Source organism: Polaromonas eurypsychrophila, from assembly GCF_014641715.1.
Classification (GTDB): Bacteria; Pseudomonadota; Gammaproteobacteria; order Burkholderiales; family Burkholderiaceae_C; genus Polaromonas; species Polaromonas eurypsychrophila.
Map to the genome: position 1 here is coordinate 1 of NZ_BMIG01000021.1, position 18,332 is coordinate 18,332.

An 18,332-nucleotide genomic window follows, 5' to 3' on the forward strand; every position below is an offset into this window, starting at 1 on the left:
GCGTCGCTAAAAGAAAGACCCGATGGTCCGGATCCCTTCGCTTCGCTGCAGGCAACCTGCGGTGCTCGCCAAAAACGGGGTCTCGCTCGAACTCGGCTAGCGCCTCAGACAATCGCTCGCCCTGATTCGTTTTCGGCTGCGCTCCTCGGCCCAGCCCGACGGGTGGGGTAGAGAAAACCAATTCCAGATACCGAATGCAAAACTCCGGAGACGAAGACGCGCAAAGCGCGTCTTCGTCGGGACTTCCCAGAGACTGTCAGTCATGCACGCGAGCGCAGCACACGCGGCCAAATGAAGTCCCCCTCCATCGCCCAGCGGGGCGAGGGAGGGGCTAGGGGTGGGAGTGGGGAGTTGCACCTACTGCCCCAAGCAGGCCGCAGGCAGAGCGTGATGCAGGCAAGGCGTTAAGCCCATCTTGTGAAGGAAATCGGCCTTCAGCCCGTATCTAACGCGCGCCAGCAGCTATCAATTAAAGAGCAAATTACAGCTTGGCCAGCCGCTCCAGCGCCAGGTTCAGCGTCTCATCCTTCTTCGAAAAACAAAAACGCACCACCCGCTGGTCGAAACCGTTGCCGTAAAACGCCGACAGCGGAATGGCGGCAACGCCGATCTCGGTAGTCAGCCATTTGCAGAAGTCGGCTTCACCGAGGTCGCTGACCTCCGAGATGTCCACGCACTGGAAGTAGCTGCCCTCGCTGGGCAGCAGCTTGAAGCGGGTTTTCGCGAGGCCGGCGCGGAACAGGTCGCGCTTTCGCTGGTAAAAAACTGGCAGGTCCAGGTAAGGGCTGGCGTCTGCCATGTAGGCGGCCAGTCCGTGCTGCACCGGCGTGTTGACGGTGAAGACGTTGAACTGGTGCACCTTGCGAAATTCGGCCGTCAGCGCGGCGGGCGCTGCCACATAACCGACCTTCCATCCGGTGACGTGATACGTTTTGCCGAAGCTGCTGACGATGAAGGCGCGTGCCGCCAGGCCGGGGAAACGCGCGGCGCTTTCATGCACACGGCCCTGCGCGGCGTCGAAAACCATGTGTTCATACACCTCGTCGCTGATCAGCAACACCTCCGTCGGCGCCAGTATTTCCTGCAGGCGCAGCATGTCCTCGCGGCTCCAGACGGTGGCGCTGGGGTTGTGCGGCGAGTTGATGAGGATGGCGCGTGTCTTGCCGTTAATGGCGGCGGCGATCTTGTCAAAGTCGGGCCGGAATGAGCCGGGCACCAGCGGTACTCGCACGGCGATGCCGCCAGCCAGTTCGATGTTGGGAATGTAGCTGTCGTAACAGGGCTCAAGCACGATGACTTCATCACCGGGGTGCACCACAGCCAGGATGGCGGTGATGATGGCCTGGGTGGCGCCTGCCGTGATGGTGATTTCGCTGCCGGCGTCATAACTGCGGCCGTGCAGATTTTGCAGCTTGGCCGCAACGGCCTCGCGCAGCACCGGTACACCGGTCATGGGCGGGTACTGGTTCAGGCCGCGTGTCATGGCGTCGGTGACCGCGCCCACCAGCTTGGGGTCGCAGTCAAAGTCGGGGAAGCCCTGGCCCAGGTTGACGGCGTCTTTTTCGGACGCCAGGGTCGACATCACGGTAAAGATTGTGGTCCCAACCGCCGGCAGTTTGGTTTGCAGGGCCGGGGTGTATTCGCTCGCAGTTGTGGTGCTCATGGGTTTCAGGGGTCGATGTCGTTATGGCGTCGGCTCATGGCGCGGGTGATCTCGGTGCGGTCTAGCTTGTCGCTCAGCAGCTCGACAAACTTGTAGACAAAGTTGCGCAGGTAAGCGCTGCGTTTGAAGGCCACGCGGGCGACGTTGACGCCAAACAGCGCGCCAGCCGGTCGCGCCAGCAGATCGCTGTTGGTGCCGTCGTCCTTGAGCGCCATTTCGGCCACGATGCCGATGCCCAGGCCCAGACGCACATAGGTCTTTATCACGTCCGAGTCAATCGCTTCGAGCGCAATGCGTGGCTGCAAACGCTTGGCCGCGAAAGCCTGGTCCACCTTGGTGCGGCCGGTGAAAGAAGGGTGGTAGGTGATAAGCGGCTGTTCGGCCAAGTCTTCCAGCGTGATGTGTTCCTGCCTGGCCAGCGGATGGTCCAGCGGCATCACCAGCATGTGCTGCCATTCGTAGCAGGGCAGGGTGACGAGTTCTTGGTACTGCGCCAGCGATTCGGTGGCAATGCCGACTTCCGCCACCTCGTCGATCAACATGCGCGCGACTTGGTCGGGCGAGCCCTGGTGCAGGCTGACGTTGACCTTGGGAAAGGCTTCGCGCAATTTCGCCACAGGCACCGGCAACACATAACGTGCCTGGGTGTGGGTGGTGGCAATCGACAGGGTGCCATTGTCCTGCGCCGAGAACTGCTCGCCGATGCGGCGCAGGTTGCCGACTTCGCGCAGGATCACCTCAATGCTTTTGATGACATGTTCACCCGGCTCGGTCACGCGTTTGAGCCGTTTGCCGTGGCGCGCAAAAATCTCGACGCCCAACTCTTCTTCCAGTTCGATGATGGCTTTGGACACTCCAGGCTGCGATGTGTGCAGGGAACGCGCGGTTTCAGTGAGATTGAGGTTGCGCCGGACGGCTTCCTGGACAAAGCGAAATTGGTGCAGATTCATATGTTATTTTGGCTAATTATTTACTTTATTATGCCTGTCCGTGGCTAAAGAACTCGGAGGGGATTGGTAAATTCAAGCCGCCCTGAGGTTCGGCGTCTCGACCATCATGACAAGGCGATGCTGGCCATCAATTCGGTCAATTGCGGGTGCTCGCCGGCAGCCGGCATCAATTCCACGACCAGCGCAGGGTACTGGGTGCGAAGCTGTGCCACCAGGCGCGGCAGATCCTCGCGCGCATGTTTGCCGACACCCAGGAATAGCGGAAAAATCTTTAACTGCCGGGCGCCAGCAGCGATTAGATCCGCAGCCGCCTGCGCCAGGTCGGGGGTGCTCAATTCCAGATAGGCACAGCAGACCAGCAGCTTGCTGTCGCGAGTCCGGATGACTTCAGCCACCGCTTCAATGGGCGCATGCCACAGTGGGTCACGCGAGCCGTGCGCGAACAAAATGATGCCGCGTTTGTCCATCATCGCCTCAGCACCAGCCAGCCGAAGGCTCCAAGCGAGATCGCCATGTAAAGCAAGCCCGGCGCGGCCGCCGCAAGCCACGGCCGCCAGCTCTGCAGGTTGCCGATGTAGCCAAACACGTTGTTGAGCAGGAAGAAACTGATGCCGATCATCACGCCGCCGAACACATAACCGGCGATGCCGCCGCTGCGAAAGTGCAGGTAGGCAAAGGGCAGGGCAAGCACCACCATTACCAGGCAACTGAGCGGGTAGAAGACTTTTTTCCAGAACTCGATCTCGTAACGCTGGGCCGTCTGACCATTGGCGTTCAGGTGGCGGATGTAGGTGAACAGGTCAATCGTGCTCATTCGTTCGGGCTTGAGCACGGCGACCGAGACCATTTCGGCGCTGATGTCGGTCGGCCAGCGAAACCGTTCGATCTTTTTGATGATGATCTGGGCGGAGTCACGGCCGGTGTCGGTGGGCGTGGCCTGTCCTGCCTTCACGGTGAAGTCGGTGCGGTTGCCGCCCTCGAATTGCCACGACCCATCAGCCGAAAACCGGGCAAGCGGTGACTGGGTGATGGACACCAGCAGCCCTTTGTTGTCGAACTCGAAAACGCGCACGGCCTGCATTTCGTTGTTGGACGACAGCGCGCCGACATTGACCACATAGCTGTTGTAGGCTTGCTTTTCCTTGAGCCAGGCGCCGGTCTGGCCGATGGTGATGCGGCCCTGGTAACGCGCCTTGAGCAATTGGGCGCTTCGGTCGGCGGCAGGGGCCAGGTAGTCGCCAATGGAAAAACACAGGATGGTGAAAAACGCGCCCAGTGTCAGCAGCAGGCGCAGGGCACGCCAGGGCTCCAGGCCGCTGGTGCGCAAAATGGTGTACTCCGAGCTTTGCGCCAGCCGTGCCATCACAAAGATGGTGCCAATCAACACCGAGATCGGCACCAGCTCGTACAGGTGGCTGGGAATCAGCAGCGCGACATAGAGCAGCGCATGCCGGATCTGGTAGGTGTTCTCGTCCGAGCTGATCGCCCCCGCGGCATTTTTGCCGAGGTATTGCAATTCGTCCACAAGGTCAAAAAAGAAGAACAGCGCGAGAAATCCCGCGGCCACAAAGGCGATGGAGCCTAGCACCTCGCCATAAATCAGACGGCGAATGGTTTTCACGCCGTTCCCTTTTTGCTTTCCTGCCGGCTGGCCTGGCGTTTGCGTTGCCGGCTGGCGGCCCCCTTGAACGTCCAGTTCAGGTGGCGCTTGGACAGCCAGGCCAGTGCCAGCAGCAAGGCGCCGCCGTGCAAGGCGAGGATGAAAGGTCCGAAACTGGCCACGCCGACGGTGATCCAGCTTTGGCCCAGGTTCAGCAGGTTGTGATAGACCACAAAAGTGAACAGCACAAAGATCAGGTTGCCGCTGCGTCCCGCGCGCGGATTGACGCTGGCCAGCGCCAAGGCAATGACGACAAAATTGATGGCCGCCACCGCCATGCCCAGCCGCCAGGCCAGTTCTCCCTGGTTGCCACGGGTGGGTGTGCGCAACAGTTCCCGGGTGGACTTGGATTTCTCGGGCACGTTGGCGCCATTGGTCAACGCGCTGTCACCGGCCTTGCTGCCGTATTCCTCGAATTCGGTGATTTTCAGGGCCGACTTGCCTATCGTGCTCTCCAGCCGCTGGCCATTGTCGAGCAGCAAAAACTGGGAGTTGCCTATGGTTTGAATGCGACCGGCGCGCGCCGTGGTGACCGAGTTTTTGCCTTTTTCTGTCGACGCAATAAACACGTTGTTGCTGGTCTTGCCCTCTGAGGTGTCGCGGTCGATGAAGAAAACCCGGTTGCCGCTGGACGACTCCTGGAACTGGCCGGGCGAGACGCGCTCCAGGTCGCCGCGCTGCTCATAGCGGTCTTTCATCTCCTGGGCCTGCTGGTTGGACCAGGGCCAGACAAATACCGACATCACCGTGATCACGAGCAGCACGGGCCAGGCAAACCGGAACAGCGGTACCAGGAAAAAGCCCAGGCCGCGGCCGCTGACGAACCAGACCACCATTTCACTGTCGCGGTACATCCGCGACAGGGTGCTGACCATGGCGACAAACAGGGACAGCGTCAGGATGATGGGCAGGCGGCCGAGCGCCGTGTAACCCATGACCATCATCACGTCCTGCGGATTGACACTGCCGCGTGAAGCCTGACCCAGCGTCCGGATCAAGATGATGGTGATCACAATGGTCATCAAAACCACAAGGGTCGCCCCGAAACTGCGTGCCAACTCTTTGCGGATCGAAGATTGGAATAACATTGCCTGAAACTGTGCCTTTTTTACCTGACAACCAACGCTTGCTGACGGCGCTTGCTGCGCCCAACCCCCAATTATGGACTTTGAACTCAAAACCCTGACCCCTGCGCGCATTTGCGCTGAAAAATGTGACGCGCTGATCGTGCTAGTCGGCGAGGCCGCCGCTTCCGGGAGCGACGCTGTGACCACCCTGGCGGCAGGGGCGATCAAGTCCGGGGACTTCGAGAGCAAGGCCGGCAAGCTGCTCAGTGCCTACCGCCCGCAGGACATCAGTGCCACCCGGGTGCTGCTGGCCGGAGCAGGCGATGGCAGCACCAAAAGCATACGGACAGCCGTTCATGCGGCGATGGCCGCACTGAAAAGCACCAATGTCCGACGTGTGCTGTTGAGCCTGGTGGGCTTGCCCAAGGCTGACCATGAATCCGTTCGAGCAGCAGTGCTGGCCTGCGCCGATGCCTGTTATGTTTACAGCACCACCAAATCGAAGCCGGTGGAACAAAAGCTGCAACGGGTGGTGCTGGTGGTGTCCGCCCTGGCTTCAAGCCGCGCCGGTTTTGACAAGGGCGTGGGCTTGTCCAAAGGCCTGGCACTGACCCGTGAGTGGGCGAACCGTCCTGCCAACCATGCCACGCCGACCTTGCTCGGACAAGCTGCCAAAGAGCTTGGCAAGCTGCCGGGCATCAAGGTCGAGGTGCTCGGGCCCAGGGAAGTGTCCAAACTCGGCATGGGCTCGTTCATGGCCGTTGCCCGGGGTTCAGAAGAACCGCTGCGTTTCATCGTGCTGCGTTACGACGGCGGCACAAAAACCGAGGCGCCGGTGGTGCTGATCGGCAAGGGCATCACTTTTGATACCGGCGGCATTTCCATCAAGCCGGCCGCCGAAATGGACGAGATGAAGTACGACATGGGTGGGGCCGCCAGTGTGCTCGGAACCTTCCGGGCGCTGGCCGAGTTGCAACCGGCGCTCAATGTCATCGGCCTGATCCCGGCCTGCGAGAACATGCCAGACGGCCGGGCCATTAAGCCTGGCGACGTGGTCACCAGCATGAGCGGGCAAACCATTGAGATCCTCAACACCGACGCCGAAGGCCGGCTCGTGCTGTGCGACGCCCTGACCTACGCCGAGCGTTTCAAGCCGCGCGCGGTAGTCGACATTGCCACACTGACCGGCGCCTGCGTGATCGCGCTGGGCGGCGTGCGCAGCGGCTTGTTTTCCAGCGACGACGCGCTGGCCCAGTCGCTGGCTGCAGCCGGTGACAGCTCGATGGACCTGTGCTGGCGCATGCCGCTGGACGACGAGTATGCCGATGGCCTGAAGACGCATTTTGCCGATGTGGCCAACGTGGCCGGCCGCGCCGGCGGCGCCATCACGGCGGCGAAGTTTCTCCAGCGTTTTGCCGGTAAATTTCCGTGGGCGCACCTGGACATTGCCGGCACAGCCTGGAAAAGCGGTGCCGCCAAAGGTTCGACCGGTCGGCCAGTGCCGCTGCTGGTGGATTTCCTGCTCGGCCAGGTACAGCCGGCCAGGCCAGTGCCCAAAAAGCGGGTCAGTTCACGCGCATGACCGAAGTCGCCTTCCATTTCAACGTGCCGGACAAGCTGCAGTACAGCTGCCGCCTGCTGCGCAAAGCCTGGGGCAGCGGGGCGCGTGTGGTGGTGACGGGCGAAGCGGACACATTGCGCCGGCTGGACCAGTTGCTCTGGACTTTTTCCGCGCTGGAATTCGTGCCGCATTGCCAGTTGGGTGCACCGGCGGAAACAGTGGCCGCCACGCCAGTTCTGCTGGCCGGCGCACTGGATGCCTGTCCCCATCATGAGGTGCTGGTGAATCTGGGGCAGGAGGTGCCTGCCGGGTTTGAACGCTTCGAACGCTTCATTGAACTGGTCACGCTGGCCGATGACGACCGGGCAGCGGCGCGCACTCGCTGGAAGCATTATTCCGACCGCGGCTACGCCATGAAGCGCCATGATCTCGCCCAGGAGGCCAGGCCATGAACCGCTCCCCTCCGCCACAGCGATTTGTGCCCACGCTGACAGAAATTGTTCAGCCGGCACGGCCTGAAGCCCCCGCTGCGGATAGCTCGGTCACCCGTGCGCCTGACATGAAGAATCTTCAGGAGCAGATGGTTCATCGTGTGATGCAACGCGTTGACCTGACGCTGGACCGGCTGCTGCGCGAGACCGTGGGGCGGCTGGTGCTGGAACATACCCAGGCGCTGGCCCCGAGCCTGCGCGATGAGATAGAGATCGTTGTGCGCCAGTCGGTCAACCAGGCTTTTGAGCAGGAATTGGCCAGCCAGTGGTCCGAACGGCAATAAAGCCGTGCCTCAGCGGCTCAGATGATGCACCGGGTGATCTGGAGGGTGGACCTTACCCCGGGCAGTTGCTGCGCATGCGATCGAAATGCTCGGTAAGCAGCCGGTCGACAAATGCCTTGGGAGCTGGCGCTTGCCAGCCGACGGCCTGCCAGGCTCAAAGCCACGCGACCTTCGGCCAACGTAACCACTTGTACGACAGGGTTGCCGTTTTTGAGCCGAAAAGCGTCGGGCGCGACGCATAGAAAGGGACCCTAGGGCAGCTAGCTATGGTGCAGGCGTGAAAATTGCGATATGTTCGGTGCCGTTGAGCAAAAAAAACTGTCCTCAACCTTTAACGATAATTTCCTAATTGGAGTATTTATGCAAATGAAATGGACTGCGGTCGCTTTGGCCGCCACGTTGGTAGTTGCCTGCGGCAAAAAAGAGGAAGCCGCACCCGCTGCCACCGCACCTGCTGCGCCCGTCGTTGCGGCTCCTGCTGCCCCCGCCGGTGATACGCTCGTCGTCAAGATCGGCCACGTTGCCCCCGTTTCAGGCGCGCAAGCCCACTACGGCAAGGACAATGAAAATGGCGTGCGCATGGCCATTGAAGACCTCAACAAACAGGGCGTCATGATCGGCGGCAAAAAAGCCACATTTGAAATCGTTGCCGAAGATGATGCTGCTGATCCAAAACAGGGCACCGCAGCCGCACAGAAACTGTGCGACTCCAAGGTCGCCGGCGTGGTTGGCCACCTTAATTCAGGCACCACCATTCCCGCATCCAAGGTCTACAACGACTGCGGCATCCCCCACGTCACCGGTGCGGCCACCAACCCTGACCTGACCAAGCCCGGCTACAAGACCACTTACCGCATCATTGCCAATGATCTGGCACTGGGCGCTGGCTTGGCGTTTTACGCTGCCGATACCCTGAAGCTGAAAAAAGTCGCCATCATCGACGACCGTTCCGCTTACGGCCAGGGCGTCGCTGACATTTTCAAGAAAACCGCCAAGGAAAAAGGCATGATCGTGGTGGACGAGCAGTTCACCACCGACAAGGCCACCGACTTCATGGCGATCCTGACCGCCATCAAGGCCAAGGGCCCTGACGCCGTGTTCTACGGCGGCATGGACCCGCAAGCCGGCCCGATGTTGCGCCAGATGGAGCAGCTCGGCATGAGCAAGGTCAAGTACTTCGGCGGCGACGGCATCTGCACCTCCGAGATTGCCAAGCTGGCTGCTGGCGCCAAAACCCTCGACAACGTGATCTGCGCCGAAGGCGGCGCATCGCTGGCCAAAATGCCAGGCGGCGCCGAGTGGAAAAAGCGCTACGACACGAAGTACCCGAACCAGTTCCAGGTCTACAGCCCGTACACTTACGACGCAACCTTCGTGCTGGTTGACGCGATGAAACGCGCCAACTCCATTGACCCGAAGGTCTACACCCCCGAGCTGATCAAGACCAGCTTTAAGGGCGTGACCACCACCATCGAGTTCCAGCCCAATGGCGAGTTGAAGAACCCGGCCATCACCTTGTACAACTACAAGGAAGGCAAGAAAACCGCTCTGGAATAAATTTCCGTAGCCTCAGCAAAAAAAAAGCCACCGCAAGGTGGCTTTTTTTCGCGCAAGGTTTCGACGAAATTATTCACGGGTGGGCTTGCGCATGAAGCTGGCAAAGAAATTTGCCAGCGCATCCGTGTCACTTATTGGCAAGACGTGAGCGACGTACTGATCGGGTCGCACGACAACCAGGCATCCGGTCTGGCGGTTGATACCGCGCATGGCGTAGATGTCATTGTTGTCCTCGCCCAACGCACAAAACGCTTTTTCATAGTCGCGCAGGCCGTACCGGCCCTTTTGCGGAAGCAGCAGTCCGGGCATGGACGCGATGACAAGTGTGTGATGGTTTGGCTGAAACACAGCCCGCACGTCAATCACTGCATCAACATCCGCACCTGCTGGCGTAAAGAGCTTGAGGGGAGAATGCACAGATTCGGTGAGGTAGGTGCACAGCTTGCCCGCAGGCGAGTCAGGTGTGGCTGTGTCGCCTCGGCCGGCAAACGCAATCAAACGCCAGCGGCCGTCCGCTTCAATGGCCCCGCCAAGCTGCATCAGCTTGCCATCGCCCAGGCGAACAACGGGTGCCGAGTGAAAACGCGTACCGATGACCAGCCCTTGGGCCAGGTGCTGGTGCGTGGATGAACCCGTGAGCAGGGCAGGTTTGTATTGCGTGGCCGTCCCCGCCGTGTAACGACCATGCTGCACAAAGTACTGTTGCACTTCGGCAGGGTTGGTGCTTGTACTGAGCATGGCGGCCCATTCGCGATCAAAGTCAATCAGTTCCTTGGCGACCGCGTGCCGTTCGATAGTGTAGGTGTGCAGGAGACTTGTCGGGCTGCTTCCCCGCAGCACGGCAGCCAGCTTCCAGCCCAGGTTGAACGCATCCTGCATCGAGACATTCATGCCCTGACCCGCCTTGGGGCTGTGCGTGTGGCAAGCGTCTCCTGCAATGAAGACGCGTGGCGAGTGAAACTGGCTTTTGTCCGGCTTGACATCATCAAAGCGGTCGCAGAGGCGCTGGCCAATTTCGTACACCGACCACCAGGCCACTTCCTTGACGTCCAGGGTGTAGGGATGAAAGATTCGCTGCGCAGCGGCTATCAGTTGCTCAATGGTGATGTTGCGTCCGGCGACGCGCTCGTTCTCGGTTAATTTGTCCATCTCCACATAGATGCGCACCATATAGCCCCCCTCGCGCGGTATCAGCACCGCGCTGCCCTCGTTGGCGGACTGGATCACCGCTTTCAAGCGGATATCGGGAAAGTCCGTGACAAGCAGCACATCCATGACGCCCCAGGCGTGGTTGGCGGAGTCGCCCTTGAGTGCAAGGCCCATGGATTGGCGCACCGCGCTGCGCGCACCATCACAACCCACCACATAACGGGCGCGGATGGTTTCCATCTCACCTGCGTGACCAGCCTCCTGGCGCTCGAACTGCACCGTGACAGGATGTGTCATTGATTCATCAGACGCGCGTTCAAGCCTGGTGAGCCGGCGGCCATAGTGAGGAGCAAGACGTGTGGCCGACTTTTCCATCTTCTCAAGATAGAAATCGTGAACTCGCGCCTGGTTCAGGATCACATGGGGCATGTGCGAGAGGCCTTCTTCCACGTCGGGCACACGTCCACTGCGCACAATCCCGCTCCCGTCTGCGCCATGCGCGTTATCCGGCCTCCAGAAGCTTGTCTCATTCACCCAGTAAGCTTCATTCAGGATGCGGTGCGCGAACCCGAAAGCTTCAAACATTTCCATCGTGCGGCATGCGACACCATCGGCCTGACCCAGTTGCAAAGGGCCGGCTTTTTGTTCGACGATCACCGTACGAATATTTGGGAAGGCCGCCATTTGGGCTGCAAGTGTGAGTCCGGCGGGGCCACAACCAACAATCAGGACGTCGGCTTCGCCCGGTAGTGCGGCCCCTGGTTCTTGGGCGGAAACTACCGCGTCCAGAAGGCCGGGATCGCCTGTACTGAAGCCGTTCAGGTGGAATTGCATGTTGAGCCGTTGTGTTGGGGGTTGCGGTCAACTATGGCGGTGCCTGAGTATTGCATCAACAGGCTTGCCGCAATAGGCACTATATTGTTTTTATATACTGCGGGAATGGCAAAACTCAGCGTTGATTGGCTCGAAGTTTTCGTTCAAATCTACAAAACGAAAAGCGTGACCCGGGCGGCATCCCGTCTTGGCATGGAGCAGGCGAGCGCGAGCATTGCCTTGAACAAGCTGCGGCAACATTTTGATGACCGCCTGTTCGTCCGCACAGCCGAAGGCATGATCCCCACGCCGAGGTCAAAACACATCTATCCCGAGCTGCTTGAAGCGCTGGCGCGAATTGATGCAGCGCGCGGCAAGCCAGCGGTGTTTTCTCCTGCGAATGCAGTGCGTGAATTTCGTATCTGCATGACCGATATCAGCGAGATCATCATCCTGCCGAAGTTGATCAACTACCTGCAAAATACTGCGCCTGGACTGGTGGTCAAGGCGGAGACCATTTCGGCAGAAAGCCGGGCGAGACTCACGTCCGGCGAGGTTGATTTGGCGGTGGGCTTTCTACCGAATCTGGAGGCGGGGTTTTATCAACAGTCGCTCTTTGAACAGGACTTTGTCTGTCTGGCAGCAAAAAACCATCCCAGAATACAGGGCCGGCTCAGCCCCCGTCTTTTTTCCGGCGAAGGCCACATCCTGGTTTCCACCTCGGGTACCGGCCATACCATTGTTGACAAGGTGCTGGCCAGGAAAAAAATAGCGCGCCGTGTTGTACTGCGTGTGCCCAGCTTTCTGGGCGTTGCGCGCATCGTGGCGCAGACCGATTTTCTGGTTGTCGTGCCCCGATTGTTCGGTATGGCGTTGGCAGCGCAGGAGCATGTTCAGGTCCTGGAGCCACCTGCTTTGCTGCCCCACTACAAAGTCAAACAGCATTGGCATGAACGCTTTATGGCCGATGGGGGCAACATCTGGTTGCGCCAAACGATGGCGAAACTGTTTGTGCGCTCGCCCACGGTGCTGTAATCTGACACCAAACAAGAAAGCCTCATTGGTTGGGGCTTTCAGGACAGTATTAACAGGGAGGGGTTCAATCCGGCGCGAGCACTTCGACTGAAGTAACCCTGCTTTCAAGCATCACCACGACCTGCTGGGCCAGGAACTGCAGTTCTTCAAGCTGCTTCGTGCTCAGTTCCCTGGGCATCATGTCAATCACGCAAATGGCCCCGACGGCATGGCCGTCGCGGGTCAAAAGTGGCGCGCCGGCATAAAACCTGATGTTGGGCTCTCCGGTCACCAGCGGATGGCTGACAAAGCGCTCGTCCTGGGCGGTGTCCTTGATGATCATCAAGTCCTGAGGCGACAAAAGCGCATGAGAGCAGAAACTGTTTTCGCGCGGCATTTCCTTGATCTGCAGGCCGATCCGCGACTTGAACCATTGACGGTTATTGTCACTGAGGGAAATCAGGGCGATGGGTGTCCCGCACATATCGGCGGCCAGCCGGGTGATGTCGTCATAGGCCTGCTCTTCAGGGGTGTCGACAACGTGCAGGCGGTCTAGCGCGTCTTGCCGCAGCTTCTCCCCTTCATCTCTTTCGGTCATGGCGCTTCCCCCTTATGGTTGCTGCAGTCTATAGGGCTGATAAATGAGAAAAGGCGTTTAAAGCCGCGTACTTTTGTAAGACACGGCCCATTCAGGCACAAAAAAACCCAGGCAGGCTGGGTTTTCAGGAGTTTTTACCACCGTGTTGGAAACTCACGGCAACAGAGACTTTTGGCGGAAGAGGCGGGATTCGAACCCGCGGTGGGTATAACCCCACGCACGCTTTCCAGGCGTGTGACTTAAACCGCTCATCCACCCTTCCGCGAAGCCTCAGATTGTAGCAGTGCCGACGGCCTGGTTAAGGCCGGCTCAATGGGCAACGTTGTGAAAACGGTGTTTTTCCAGCTGCGCCAGGCTCACAATCTTCAGCGCGTTGATGTGGGTGGACTCCAGAACCACAGGCGGCGCTGCGCCGGCTTCCAGCGCTTCGCGCCAGCGGTTGGCGCACAGGCACCAGCGGTCGCCTGGCTTGAGGCCGGCAAACCGGTATTCAGGGCGAGGGGTCGACAGGTCGTTGCCGCGCTCGGTGGAAAACGCCAGAAAATTCGCTGACACGCGTACGCAAATGAGGTGTGAGCCGAGATCGGACGCATCGGTGTTGCAACAACCATCCCTAAAGTAGCCCGTCAACGGGTCATAGGAGCAGGGGACCAGCTCGGTGCCCAGCACATTCCTGGCGCTGATGCCACTCGTGTCGCTCATGGGTTGCCTGAGGCCTGTTCAGGGTTTGCTGGTGGACTGCACCATCTTCATCGCCGAAGCAACCAGGGCCGAGACTTCGGTCATGTTGCTGGGCACGATCAGCGTGGTGGTGGAGTCGGCGGCAACGCGTGAATAGGCCTCGACGGCTTTTTCGGCAACCTTGAGCTGCACAGCCATTTCACCGCCAGGCTGGCGGATGGCGGCGGCAACCACCTCGATGGCGCGCGCATTGGCTTCGGCCACGGCAGTGATGGCCGACGCCTCGCCTTGCGCATTGTTGATGGCCGCGAGCTTTTCGCCTTCAGACCGGGCGATGAAAGCCTCGCGTTCACCAGTGGCGATGTTGATCTGTTCCTGGCGCCGGCCTTCCGAAGCGGCAATCAGCGCGCGTTTCTCGCGCTCGGCGGTGATTTGTGACTGCATCGCATGCAGGATTTCCTTGGGCGGTGTCAGATCCTTGATTTCATAACGCAGCACCTTGACGCCCCAGTTCAGCGCGGCCTCGTCAATCGCGGCCACCACCTGGGCGTTGATGATGTCGCGTTCTTCAAAGGTCTTGTCGAGTTCGAGCTTGCCGATCACGCTGCGCAGTGAGGTTTGCGCCAGTTGCGTGACGGCGACGATGTAGTTGGACGAGCCGTAGCTGGCGCGCATCGGGTCGGTGACCTGGAAGTAAAGGATGCCGTCTACCTGCAGCTGGGTATTGTCACGGGTGATACAGACCTGGCTGGGCACGTCGAGCGGAATTTCCTTCAGCGAGTGTTTGTAGGCAACGCGGTCTATGAAGGGGATCAGGAAATTCAGGCCGGGGGTCAGGCTGCCGTGGTACTTGCCCAGGCGCTCGACGACCCAGGCGTTCTGCTGGGGCACCACTTTCATGCTGCGGATGATAAAAATGACCGCAATCACGAGAATAACAAGCGCAATTTCCATTTTCATGGGGTTCTCCGATAGTTCAAAAAAAGAAGCGGCCCGCGCTGCTGCCGGACACCGTGCACTGTCTCACAGTTTATGGACCACGAGCCGGTTGCCCTGGAGCTCCTTGACCCTGAACAGGCCTGGCTGGGGCGCAGCGTCGGTATCAGCGATCACGACGGTCCACTGGGAACCGCGATATTTCACGCTGGCGGTGGCATCTGCATTCCACTGCGCCACATGGACGGTTTCGCCGATGTCCATCTGCACATCCGCATTGGCTTGGGCTTCGGCGGGTTTAGGGTCTTTGCTGCGCTTCCAGTGCCACAGCACCACCGCGCCTCCGCCCACCAAGGCCGCCACCAGAATTTGCGCGGTAAGCGCCAGACCGAAGTGGGCCGCCAGCGCCGCTGCGGCCAGACCAACAGCCAGCATCAGCAGGTAAAAGGTGCCGGTCATCAGTTCCAGTGCCACTGCACCACCTGCCAGAAGCCACCAAATGGTTGATTCAGCCATGTCCACTTCCTCCCGTTTCTTAAAAGCCACATTTTGGGCCACAAAGGCCAGCCAGCAAGCTTAACCGGGGCGCATGAAAGGCCGACGCGGTTCGACCTTCATCAAATATCCTTACACTTCGGCCCTGATTCGCTTTTTTTGGCAGTTTCCGGCAAAGGCCTTTTGATGAAATTCCGTTTTCCCATCGTCATCATCGACGAAGACTTCCGCTCTGAAAATACCTCCGGCCTGGGCATCCGTGCGCTGGCCCAGGCCATAGAGACCGAAGGCTTCGAGGTGCTGGGTGTCACCAGCTATGGCGACCTGTCGCAGTTTGCGCAGCAGCAAAGTCGTGCCAGCGCTTTCATTTTGTCGATTGACGACGAAGAGTTCACACCGGGCCCGGATCTCGATCCGGCCGTGCTGAACCTGCGCCACTTCATCGAGGAAGTGCGGCGCAAGAACCTGGACGTGCCGATTTACGTCTATGGCGAGACCAAAACCTCGCGCCATATCCCGAACGACATCCTGCGTGAGCTGCACGGCTTCATCCACATGTTCGAGGACACGCCGGAGTTTGTAGCGCGCCACATCATCCGCGAAGCCAAAAGTTACCTCGAAGGCGTGCAGCCGCCGTTTTTCAAGGCTTTGCTGGACTACGCCGAGGACGGCTCCTACTCCTGGCATTGCCCGGGACACTCCGGCGGCGTGGCTTTCCTGAAAAGCCCGGTCGGGCAGATGTTTCACCAGTTTTTTGGCGAAAACATGTTGCGCGCCGACGTCTGCAACGCGGTGGAAGAACTCGGCCAGTTGCTGGACCACGATGGTCCGGTGGGTGCCTCCGAGCGTAATGCGGCGCGTATATTCAATGCCGATCACTGCTTTTTTGTCACCAATGGCACCTCGACCTCCAACAAGATGGTCTGGCACCACACGGTGGCCCCGGGAGATGTGGTGGTGGTGGACCGCAACTGCCACAAGTCCATCCTGCATGCCATCATCATGACCGGCTCCATCCCGGTGTTCCTGAAGCCGACGCGCAACCATTTCGGCATCATCGGCCCGATCCCGAAAGAAGAGTTTGAGCAGGCTTCTATCCAGGCGAAGATCAAGGCCAACCCTTTGCTCAAGGGCGTAGATGCAAAGAAGGTCAAGCCACGCGTGCTGACCATCACGCAATCCACCTACGACGGTGTTCTTTACAACACCGAAACCATCAAGGGCATGCTCGATGGTTATGTCGAGAATCTGCATTTCGACGAAGCCTGGCTGCCGCACGCGGCCTTTCACCCGTTTTACGGCAGCTACCATGCGATGGGAAAAAAACGCGTCCGGCCCAAGCAGGCCATGGTGTATTCCACCCAGTCCATCCACAAGCTGCTGGCCGGCATCAGCCAGGCCAGTCAGGTGCTGGTGCAGGACTCGCAGACCGTCAAGCTCGACAGGCACCTCTTCAATGAGGCTTACCTGATGCACACTAGCACCAGCCCGCAGTACAGCATCATTGCCAGCTGCGATGTAGCTGCCGCAATGATGGAGCCACCCGGCGGCACCGCGCTGGTCGAAGAAAGTATTGCCGAGGCGCTGGACTTCCGCCGTGCCATGCGTAAAGTGGACGACGAGTACGGCGACGACTGGTGGTTCAAGGTCTGGGGACCCGACAAGCTGGTTGATGAGGGCATTGGCCGCTCGGAAGACTGGATCATCAAGGGCGAGTCCAAGAACGCAAAAGCCGGCGTCAACTGGCACGGCTTCGGCAAGATGGCGACTGGCTTCAACATGCTGGACCCGATCAAGTCGACCATCGTCACGCCCGGCATGGACCTCAACGGCAAGTTTTCCAAGACCGGCATCCCGGCCAGCATCGTGACCAAGTTTCTGGCCGAACACGGCGTGGTGGTGGAGAAAACCGGGCTCTACAGCTTTTTCATCATGTTCACCATCGGCATCACCAAGGGCCGCTGGAACAGCATGCTGACCGCGTTGCAGCAGTTCAAGGACGACTACGCCAAGAACCAGCCAATGTGGCGCATCCTGCCCGAGTTCTGCCAGAAGTTTCCGCGCTACGAGAAGATGGGCCTGGCCGACCTGTGTCACCACATCCATAACCTGTACGCCAAATACGACATTGCACGCCTGACCACCGACATGTACCTGAGCGACCTGACGCCTGCCATGAAGCCCAGCGACGCCTACGCACACATTGCGTTGCACAAGACCGAGCGCGTCGAGATCGACAAGCTCGAAGGCCGCATCACAGTGGGCCTGGTCACGCCATACCCGCCCGGCATCCCGCTCCTGATTCCCGGCGAGGTCTTCAACAAGAAGATCGTCGACTACCTGAAGTTCTCGCGCGAGTTCAATGCGCAATGCCCTGGCTTTGAGACCGATATCCACGGCTTGGTTGAGATGGAAGACGAAAGCGGCAAAAGACATTATTACGCCGACTGTGTGAAAGAGTGAACACGTCCGGCAGTCCGCTGGCCGCGCCTGCTCATGATGTCGAGGGCATAGAGCGGGCTACCGCCTCGGCCGTGTCGCCCGAGTCGGTAGAAGAGCTGGACGGCTGGCTGCTGGCTTTCGATCGCGGCAGCGTGAACCGCGCCAAAAGCGCTGTCCCCCTGCAACACGCGGCCTGTGATGAGGCCGTGGTCGGCAAGATCGAGGCGCGATACGCTGCGCATGGTCTGGCCCCGCTCTTTCGCTTGCCGACGCTGGTTTGCTTTGAAGGTATGCGCCGCGAACTGCGGCTGCGAAGCTACAGCGCCCAAAGTCCCACGCGGGTGCAACTGGGCGGCGTGAGCGCCATGCGCGCGCTTTGCATCGCCCCACCGGCAGACATCGCCGGCACACCGGATGCAGCCTGGGTGGCCTTGTTCCTGGGGGAGGGTGTTGATCCGGTGGACGGAGCCAGCCGTGTTGCGGGGCTGAGCCGCGCGCCGGGATCACTCTATGCCAGCGTGCGCGAAGGCGGCCATACCGTGGCGGCGGGCGCAGCGGCTTTTTCCCATGGCTGGGTCAGCGTGCACGGCATGCGCACCGCCCCCGCTTGGCGCGGCCGCGGCATGGCCGGACGCATCCTCGCCGCGCTGGCCGATGCGGCCACGACGCGCGGCTTGGAACGCTGCTTTTTGCAGGTGGAAGCGGGCAACACGGCGGCGCAATCGCTGTACCGGCGGGCGGGGTTTGCATCCGCCTGGACTTACGAATACTGGCGTCGGGATTGATCCCGACAAGCCGAAATTGCTATGATTTCAGGAGCTTCTCACGCCCGTGGATCATGGGCTGAAGGCCGATTTCATGCATAAGCTGCGGCTTGAGCGACGGTCTGTCAGCCACGCAGCGTTCCAGAGCCCCTGCTTCTTAAGTCTTTTTGGCCTCTAGCTCCCACCAGACGAGCGCGAGTAGCTATT

The 18,332-nt window shown here is 59.9% G+C and carries 17 protein-coding genes and 1 tRNA gene; 7 read left to right on the forward strand and 11 right to left on the reverse strand.

The genetic code is table 11. The annotated features are described in order from the left end of the window. Positions 1–481: 481 nt before the first annotated feature. The 5 genes from IEX16_RS19100 to lptF all read right to left on the reverse strand — a co-directional run bounded on the left by IEX16_RS19100 (position 482) and on the right by lptF (position 5,361). Entirely contained in the window at positions 482–1,663 is a 1,182-nt protein-coding gene (locus IEX16_RS19100; protein ID WP_188710154.1) for a pyridoxal phosphate-dependent aminotransferase, read from the reverse strand. Positions 1,664–1,668: 5 nt separating this feature from the next. Further along, positions 1,669–2,613 carry a CysB family HTH-type transcriptional regulator gene (locus IEX16_RS19105; protein WP_188710155.1) on the reverse strand — a complete coding sequence of 315 codons (945 nt, stop codon included), beginning with the start codon at positions 2,611–2,613 and terminating at the stop codon, positions 1,669–1,671. 104 nt (positions 2,614–2,717) lie between these two features. Beyond that, entirely contained in the window at positions 2,718–3,083 is a 366-nt protein-coding gene (locus IEX16_RS19110) for a sirohydrochlorin chelatase (protein WP_188710156.1), read from the reverse strand. Beyond that, complete coding sequence (gene lptG, locus IEX16_RS19115; RefSeq protein ID WP_188710157.1) at positions 3,080–4,234, reverse strand: LPS export ABC transporter permease LptG; 1,155 nt, start codon at positions 4,232–4,234, stop codon at positions 3,080–3,082. The genes IEX16_RS19110 and lptG overlap by 4 nt, the downstream gene beginning before the upstream one ends. Next, complete coding sequence (lptF, locus tag IEX16_RS19120) at positions 4,231–5,361, reverse strand: LPS export ABC transporter permease LptF (protein ID WP_188710158.1); 1,131 nt, start codon at positions 5,359–5,361, stop codon at positions 4,231–4,233. Before lptF ends, lptG begins: the two co-directional genes overlap by 4 nt. Before the next feature lie 73 nt (positions 5,362–5,434). Here lptF and IEX16_RS19125 point away from each other — a divergent pair, with 73 nt between their 5' ends. The 4 genes from IEX16_RS19125 to IEX16_RS19140 all read left to right on the forward strand — a co-directional run bounded on the left by IEX16_RS19125 (position 5,435) and on the right by IEX16_RS19140 (position 9,233). Then, the gene (locus tag IEX16_RS19125; RefSeq protein ID WP_188710159.1) at positions 5,435–6,922 is read left to right on the forward strand and encodes a leucyl aminopeptidase; all 1,488 of its coding nucleotides are present in this window, start codon (positions 5,435–5,437) and stop codon (positions 6,920–6,922) included. Continuing rightward, positions 6,919–7,353 (forward strand): DNA polymerase III subunit chi, encoded by a 435-nt coding sequence (locus IEX16_RS19130; RefSeq protein WP_188710160.1) that lies wholly within the window; start codon positions 6,919–6,921, stop codon positions 7,351–7,353. The genes IEX16_RS19125 and IEX16_RS19130 overlap by 4 nt, the downstream gene beginning before the upstream one ends. Next, positions 7,350–7,676 (forward strand): hypothetical protein, encoded by a 327-nt coding sequence (locus IEX16_RS19135; RefSeq protein WP_188710161.1) that lies wholly within the window; start codon positions 7,350–7,352, stop codon positions 7,674–7,676. The genes IEX16_RS19130 and IEX16_RS19135 overlap by 4 nt, the downstream gene beginning before the upstream one ends. A gap of 360 nt (positions 7,677–8,036) precedes the next feature. Beyond that, positions 8,037–9,233, forward strand: a complete 1,197-nt coding sequence (locus IEX16_RS19140) for a branched-chain amino acid ABC transporter substrate-binding protein (protein ID WP_188710162.1) — start codon at positions 8,037–8,039, stop codon at positions 9,231–9,233. Positions 9,234–9,302: 69 nt separating this feature from the next. On the opposite strand, the gene IEX16_RS19145 is transcribed toward IEX16_RS19140, so the two are convergent. Next, entirely contained in the window at positions 9,303–11,216 is a 1,914-nt protein-coding gene (locus IEX16_RS19145; RefSeq protein ID WP_188710163.1) for an FAD-binding monooxygenase, read from the reverse strand. On the opposite strand from IEX16_RS19145, the gene IEX16_RS19150 reads away from it, so the two are divergent. After that, positions 11,148–12,230: a LysR family transcriptional regulator gene (locus IEX16_RS19150; protein ID WP_229676449.1), complete on the forward strand. Its 1,083-nt coding sequence runs from the start codon at positions 11,148–11,150 to the stop codon at positions 12,228–12,230. The genes IEX16_RS19145 and IEX16_RS19150 overlap by 69 nt on opposite strands. Before the next feature lie 64 nt (positions 12,231–12,294). Here IEX16_RS19150 and IEX16_RS19155 read toward each other — a convergent pair whose 3' ends face one another. The 5 genes from IEX16_RS19155 to IEX16_RS19175 all read right to left on the reverse strand — a co-directional run bounded on the left by IEX16_RS19155 (position 12,295) and on the right by IEX16_RS19175 (position 14,940). Then, positions 12,295–12,807 (reverse strand): GAF domain-containing protein, encoded by a 513-nt coding sequence (locus tag IEX16_RS19155; protein WP_188710164.1) that lies wholly within the window; start codon positions 12,805–12,807, stop codon positions 12,295–12,297. Between the two features lie 172 nt (positions 12,808–12,979). Beyond that, positions 12,980–13,069, reverse strand: a tRNA-Ser gene (locus IEX16_RS19160). A 47-nt stretch (positions 13,070–13,116) separates the two neighbouring features. Next, on the reverse strand, positions 13,117–13,509 hold the full coding sequence (locus IEX16_RS19165) for a DUF2237 family protein (protein ID WP_188710165.1): 393 nt from the start codon (positions 13,507–13,509) through the stop codon (positions 13,117–13,119). Positions 13,510–13,527: 18 nt separating this feature from the next. Continuing rightward, the gene (locus tag IEX16_RS19170) at positions 13,528–14,442 is read right to left on the reverse strand and encodes an SPFH domain-containing protein (protein WP_188710200.1); all 915 of its coding nucleotides are present in this window, start codon (positions 14,440–14,442) and stop codon (positions 13,528–13,530) included. Between the two features lie 69 nt (positions 14,443–14,511). After that, on the reverse strand, positions 14,512–14,940 hold the full coding sequence (locus IEX16_RS19175; protein WP_188710166.1) for an NfeD family protein: 429 nt from the start codon (positions 14,938–14,940) through the stop codon (positions 14,512–14,514). A 165-nt stretch (positions 14,941–15,105) separates the two neighbouring features. Here IEX16_RS19175 and IEX16_RS19180 point away from each other — a divergent pair, with 165 nt between their 5' ends. Then, positions 15,106–17,382 carry an arginine/lysine/ornithine decarboxylase gene (locus IEX16_RS19180; RefSeq protein ID WP_188710167.1) on the forward strand — a complete coding sequence of 759 codons (2,277 nt, stop codon included), beginning with the start codon at positions 15,106–15,108 and terminating at the stop codon, positions 17,380–17,382. Beyond that, positions 17,379–18,146 (forward strand): GNAT family N-acetyltransferase, encoded by a 768-nt coding sequence (locus IEX16_RS19185; RefSeq protein WP_188710168.1) that lies wholly within the window; start codon positions 17,379–17,381, stop codon positions 18,144–18,146. Before IEX16_RS19180 ends, IEX16_RS19185 begins: the two co-directional genes overlap by 4 nt. Positions 18,147–18,332: the final 186 nt, after the last annotated feature.

Excerpts from the sequence above, each read along its gene's own strand:
- IEX16_RS19110 (WP_188710156.1), bottom strand. The coding sequence starts at position 3,083 with ATGATGGACAAACGCGGCATCATTTTGTTCGCGCACGGCTCGCGTGAC.
- IEX16_RS19140 (WP_188710162.1), top strand. The coding sequence starts at position 8,037 with ATGCAAATGAAATGGACTGCGGTCGCTTTGGCCGCCACGTTGGTAGTT.
- IEX16_RS19145 (WP_188710163.1), bottom strand. The coding sequence starts at position 11,216 with ATGCAATTCCACCTGAACGGCTTCAGTACAGGCGATCCCGGCCTTCTG.
- IEX16_RS19125 (WP_188710159.1), top strand. The coding sequence starts at position 5,435 with ATGGACTTTGAACTCAAAACCCTGACCCCTGCGCGCATTTGCGCTGAA.
- IEX16_RS19100 (WP_188710154.1), bottom strand. The coding sequence starts at position 1,663 with ATGAGCACCACAACTGCGAGCGAATACACCCCGGCCCTGCAAACCAAA.
- IEX16_RS19135 (WP_188710161.1), top strand. The coding sequence starts at position 7,350 with ATGAACCGCTCCCCTCCGCCACAGCGATTTGTGCCCACGCTGACAGAA.
- IEX16_RS19105 (WP_188710155.1), bottom strand. The coding sequence starts at position 2,613 with ATGAATCTGCACCAATTTCGCTTTGTCCAGGAAGCCGTCCGGCGCAAC.
- IEX16_RS19155 (WP_188710164.1), bottom strand. The coding sequence starts at position 12,807 with ATGACCGAAAGAGATGAAGGGGAGAAGCTGCGGCAAGACGCGCTAGAC.
- IEX16_RS19170 (WP_188710200.1), bottom strand. The coding sequence starts at position 14,442 with ATGGAAATTGCGCTTGTTATTCTCGTGATTGCGGTCATTTTTATCATC.
- IEX16_RS19165 (WP_188710165.1), bottom strand. The coding sequence starts at position 13,509 with ATGAGCGACACGAGTGGCATCAGCGCCAGGAATGTGCTGGGCACCGAG.
- IEX16_RS19175 (WP_188710166.1), bottom strand. The coding sequence starts at position 14,940 with ATGGCTGAATCAACCATTTGGTGGCTTCTGGCAGGTGGTGCAGTGGCA.
- IEX16_RS19180 (WP_188710167.1), top strand. The coding sequence starts at position 15,106 with ATGAAATTCCGTTTTCCCATCGTCATCATCGACGAAGACTTCCGCTCT.
- lptF (WP_188710158.1), bottom strand. The coding sequence starts at position 5,361 with ATGTTATTCCAATCTTCGATCCGCAAAGAGTTGGCACGCAGTTTCGGG.
- IEX16_RS19130 (WP_188710160.1), top strand. The coding sequence starts at position 6,919 with ATGACCGAAGTCGCCTTCCATTTCAACGTGCCGGACAAGCTGCAGTAC.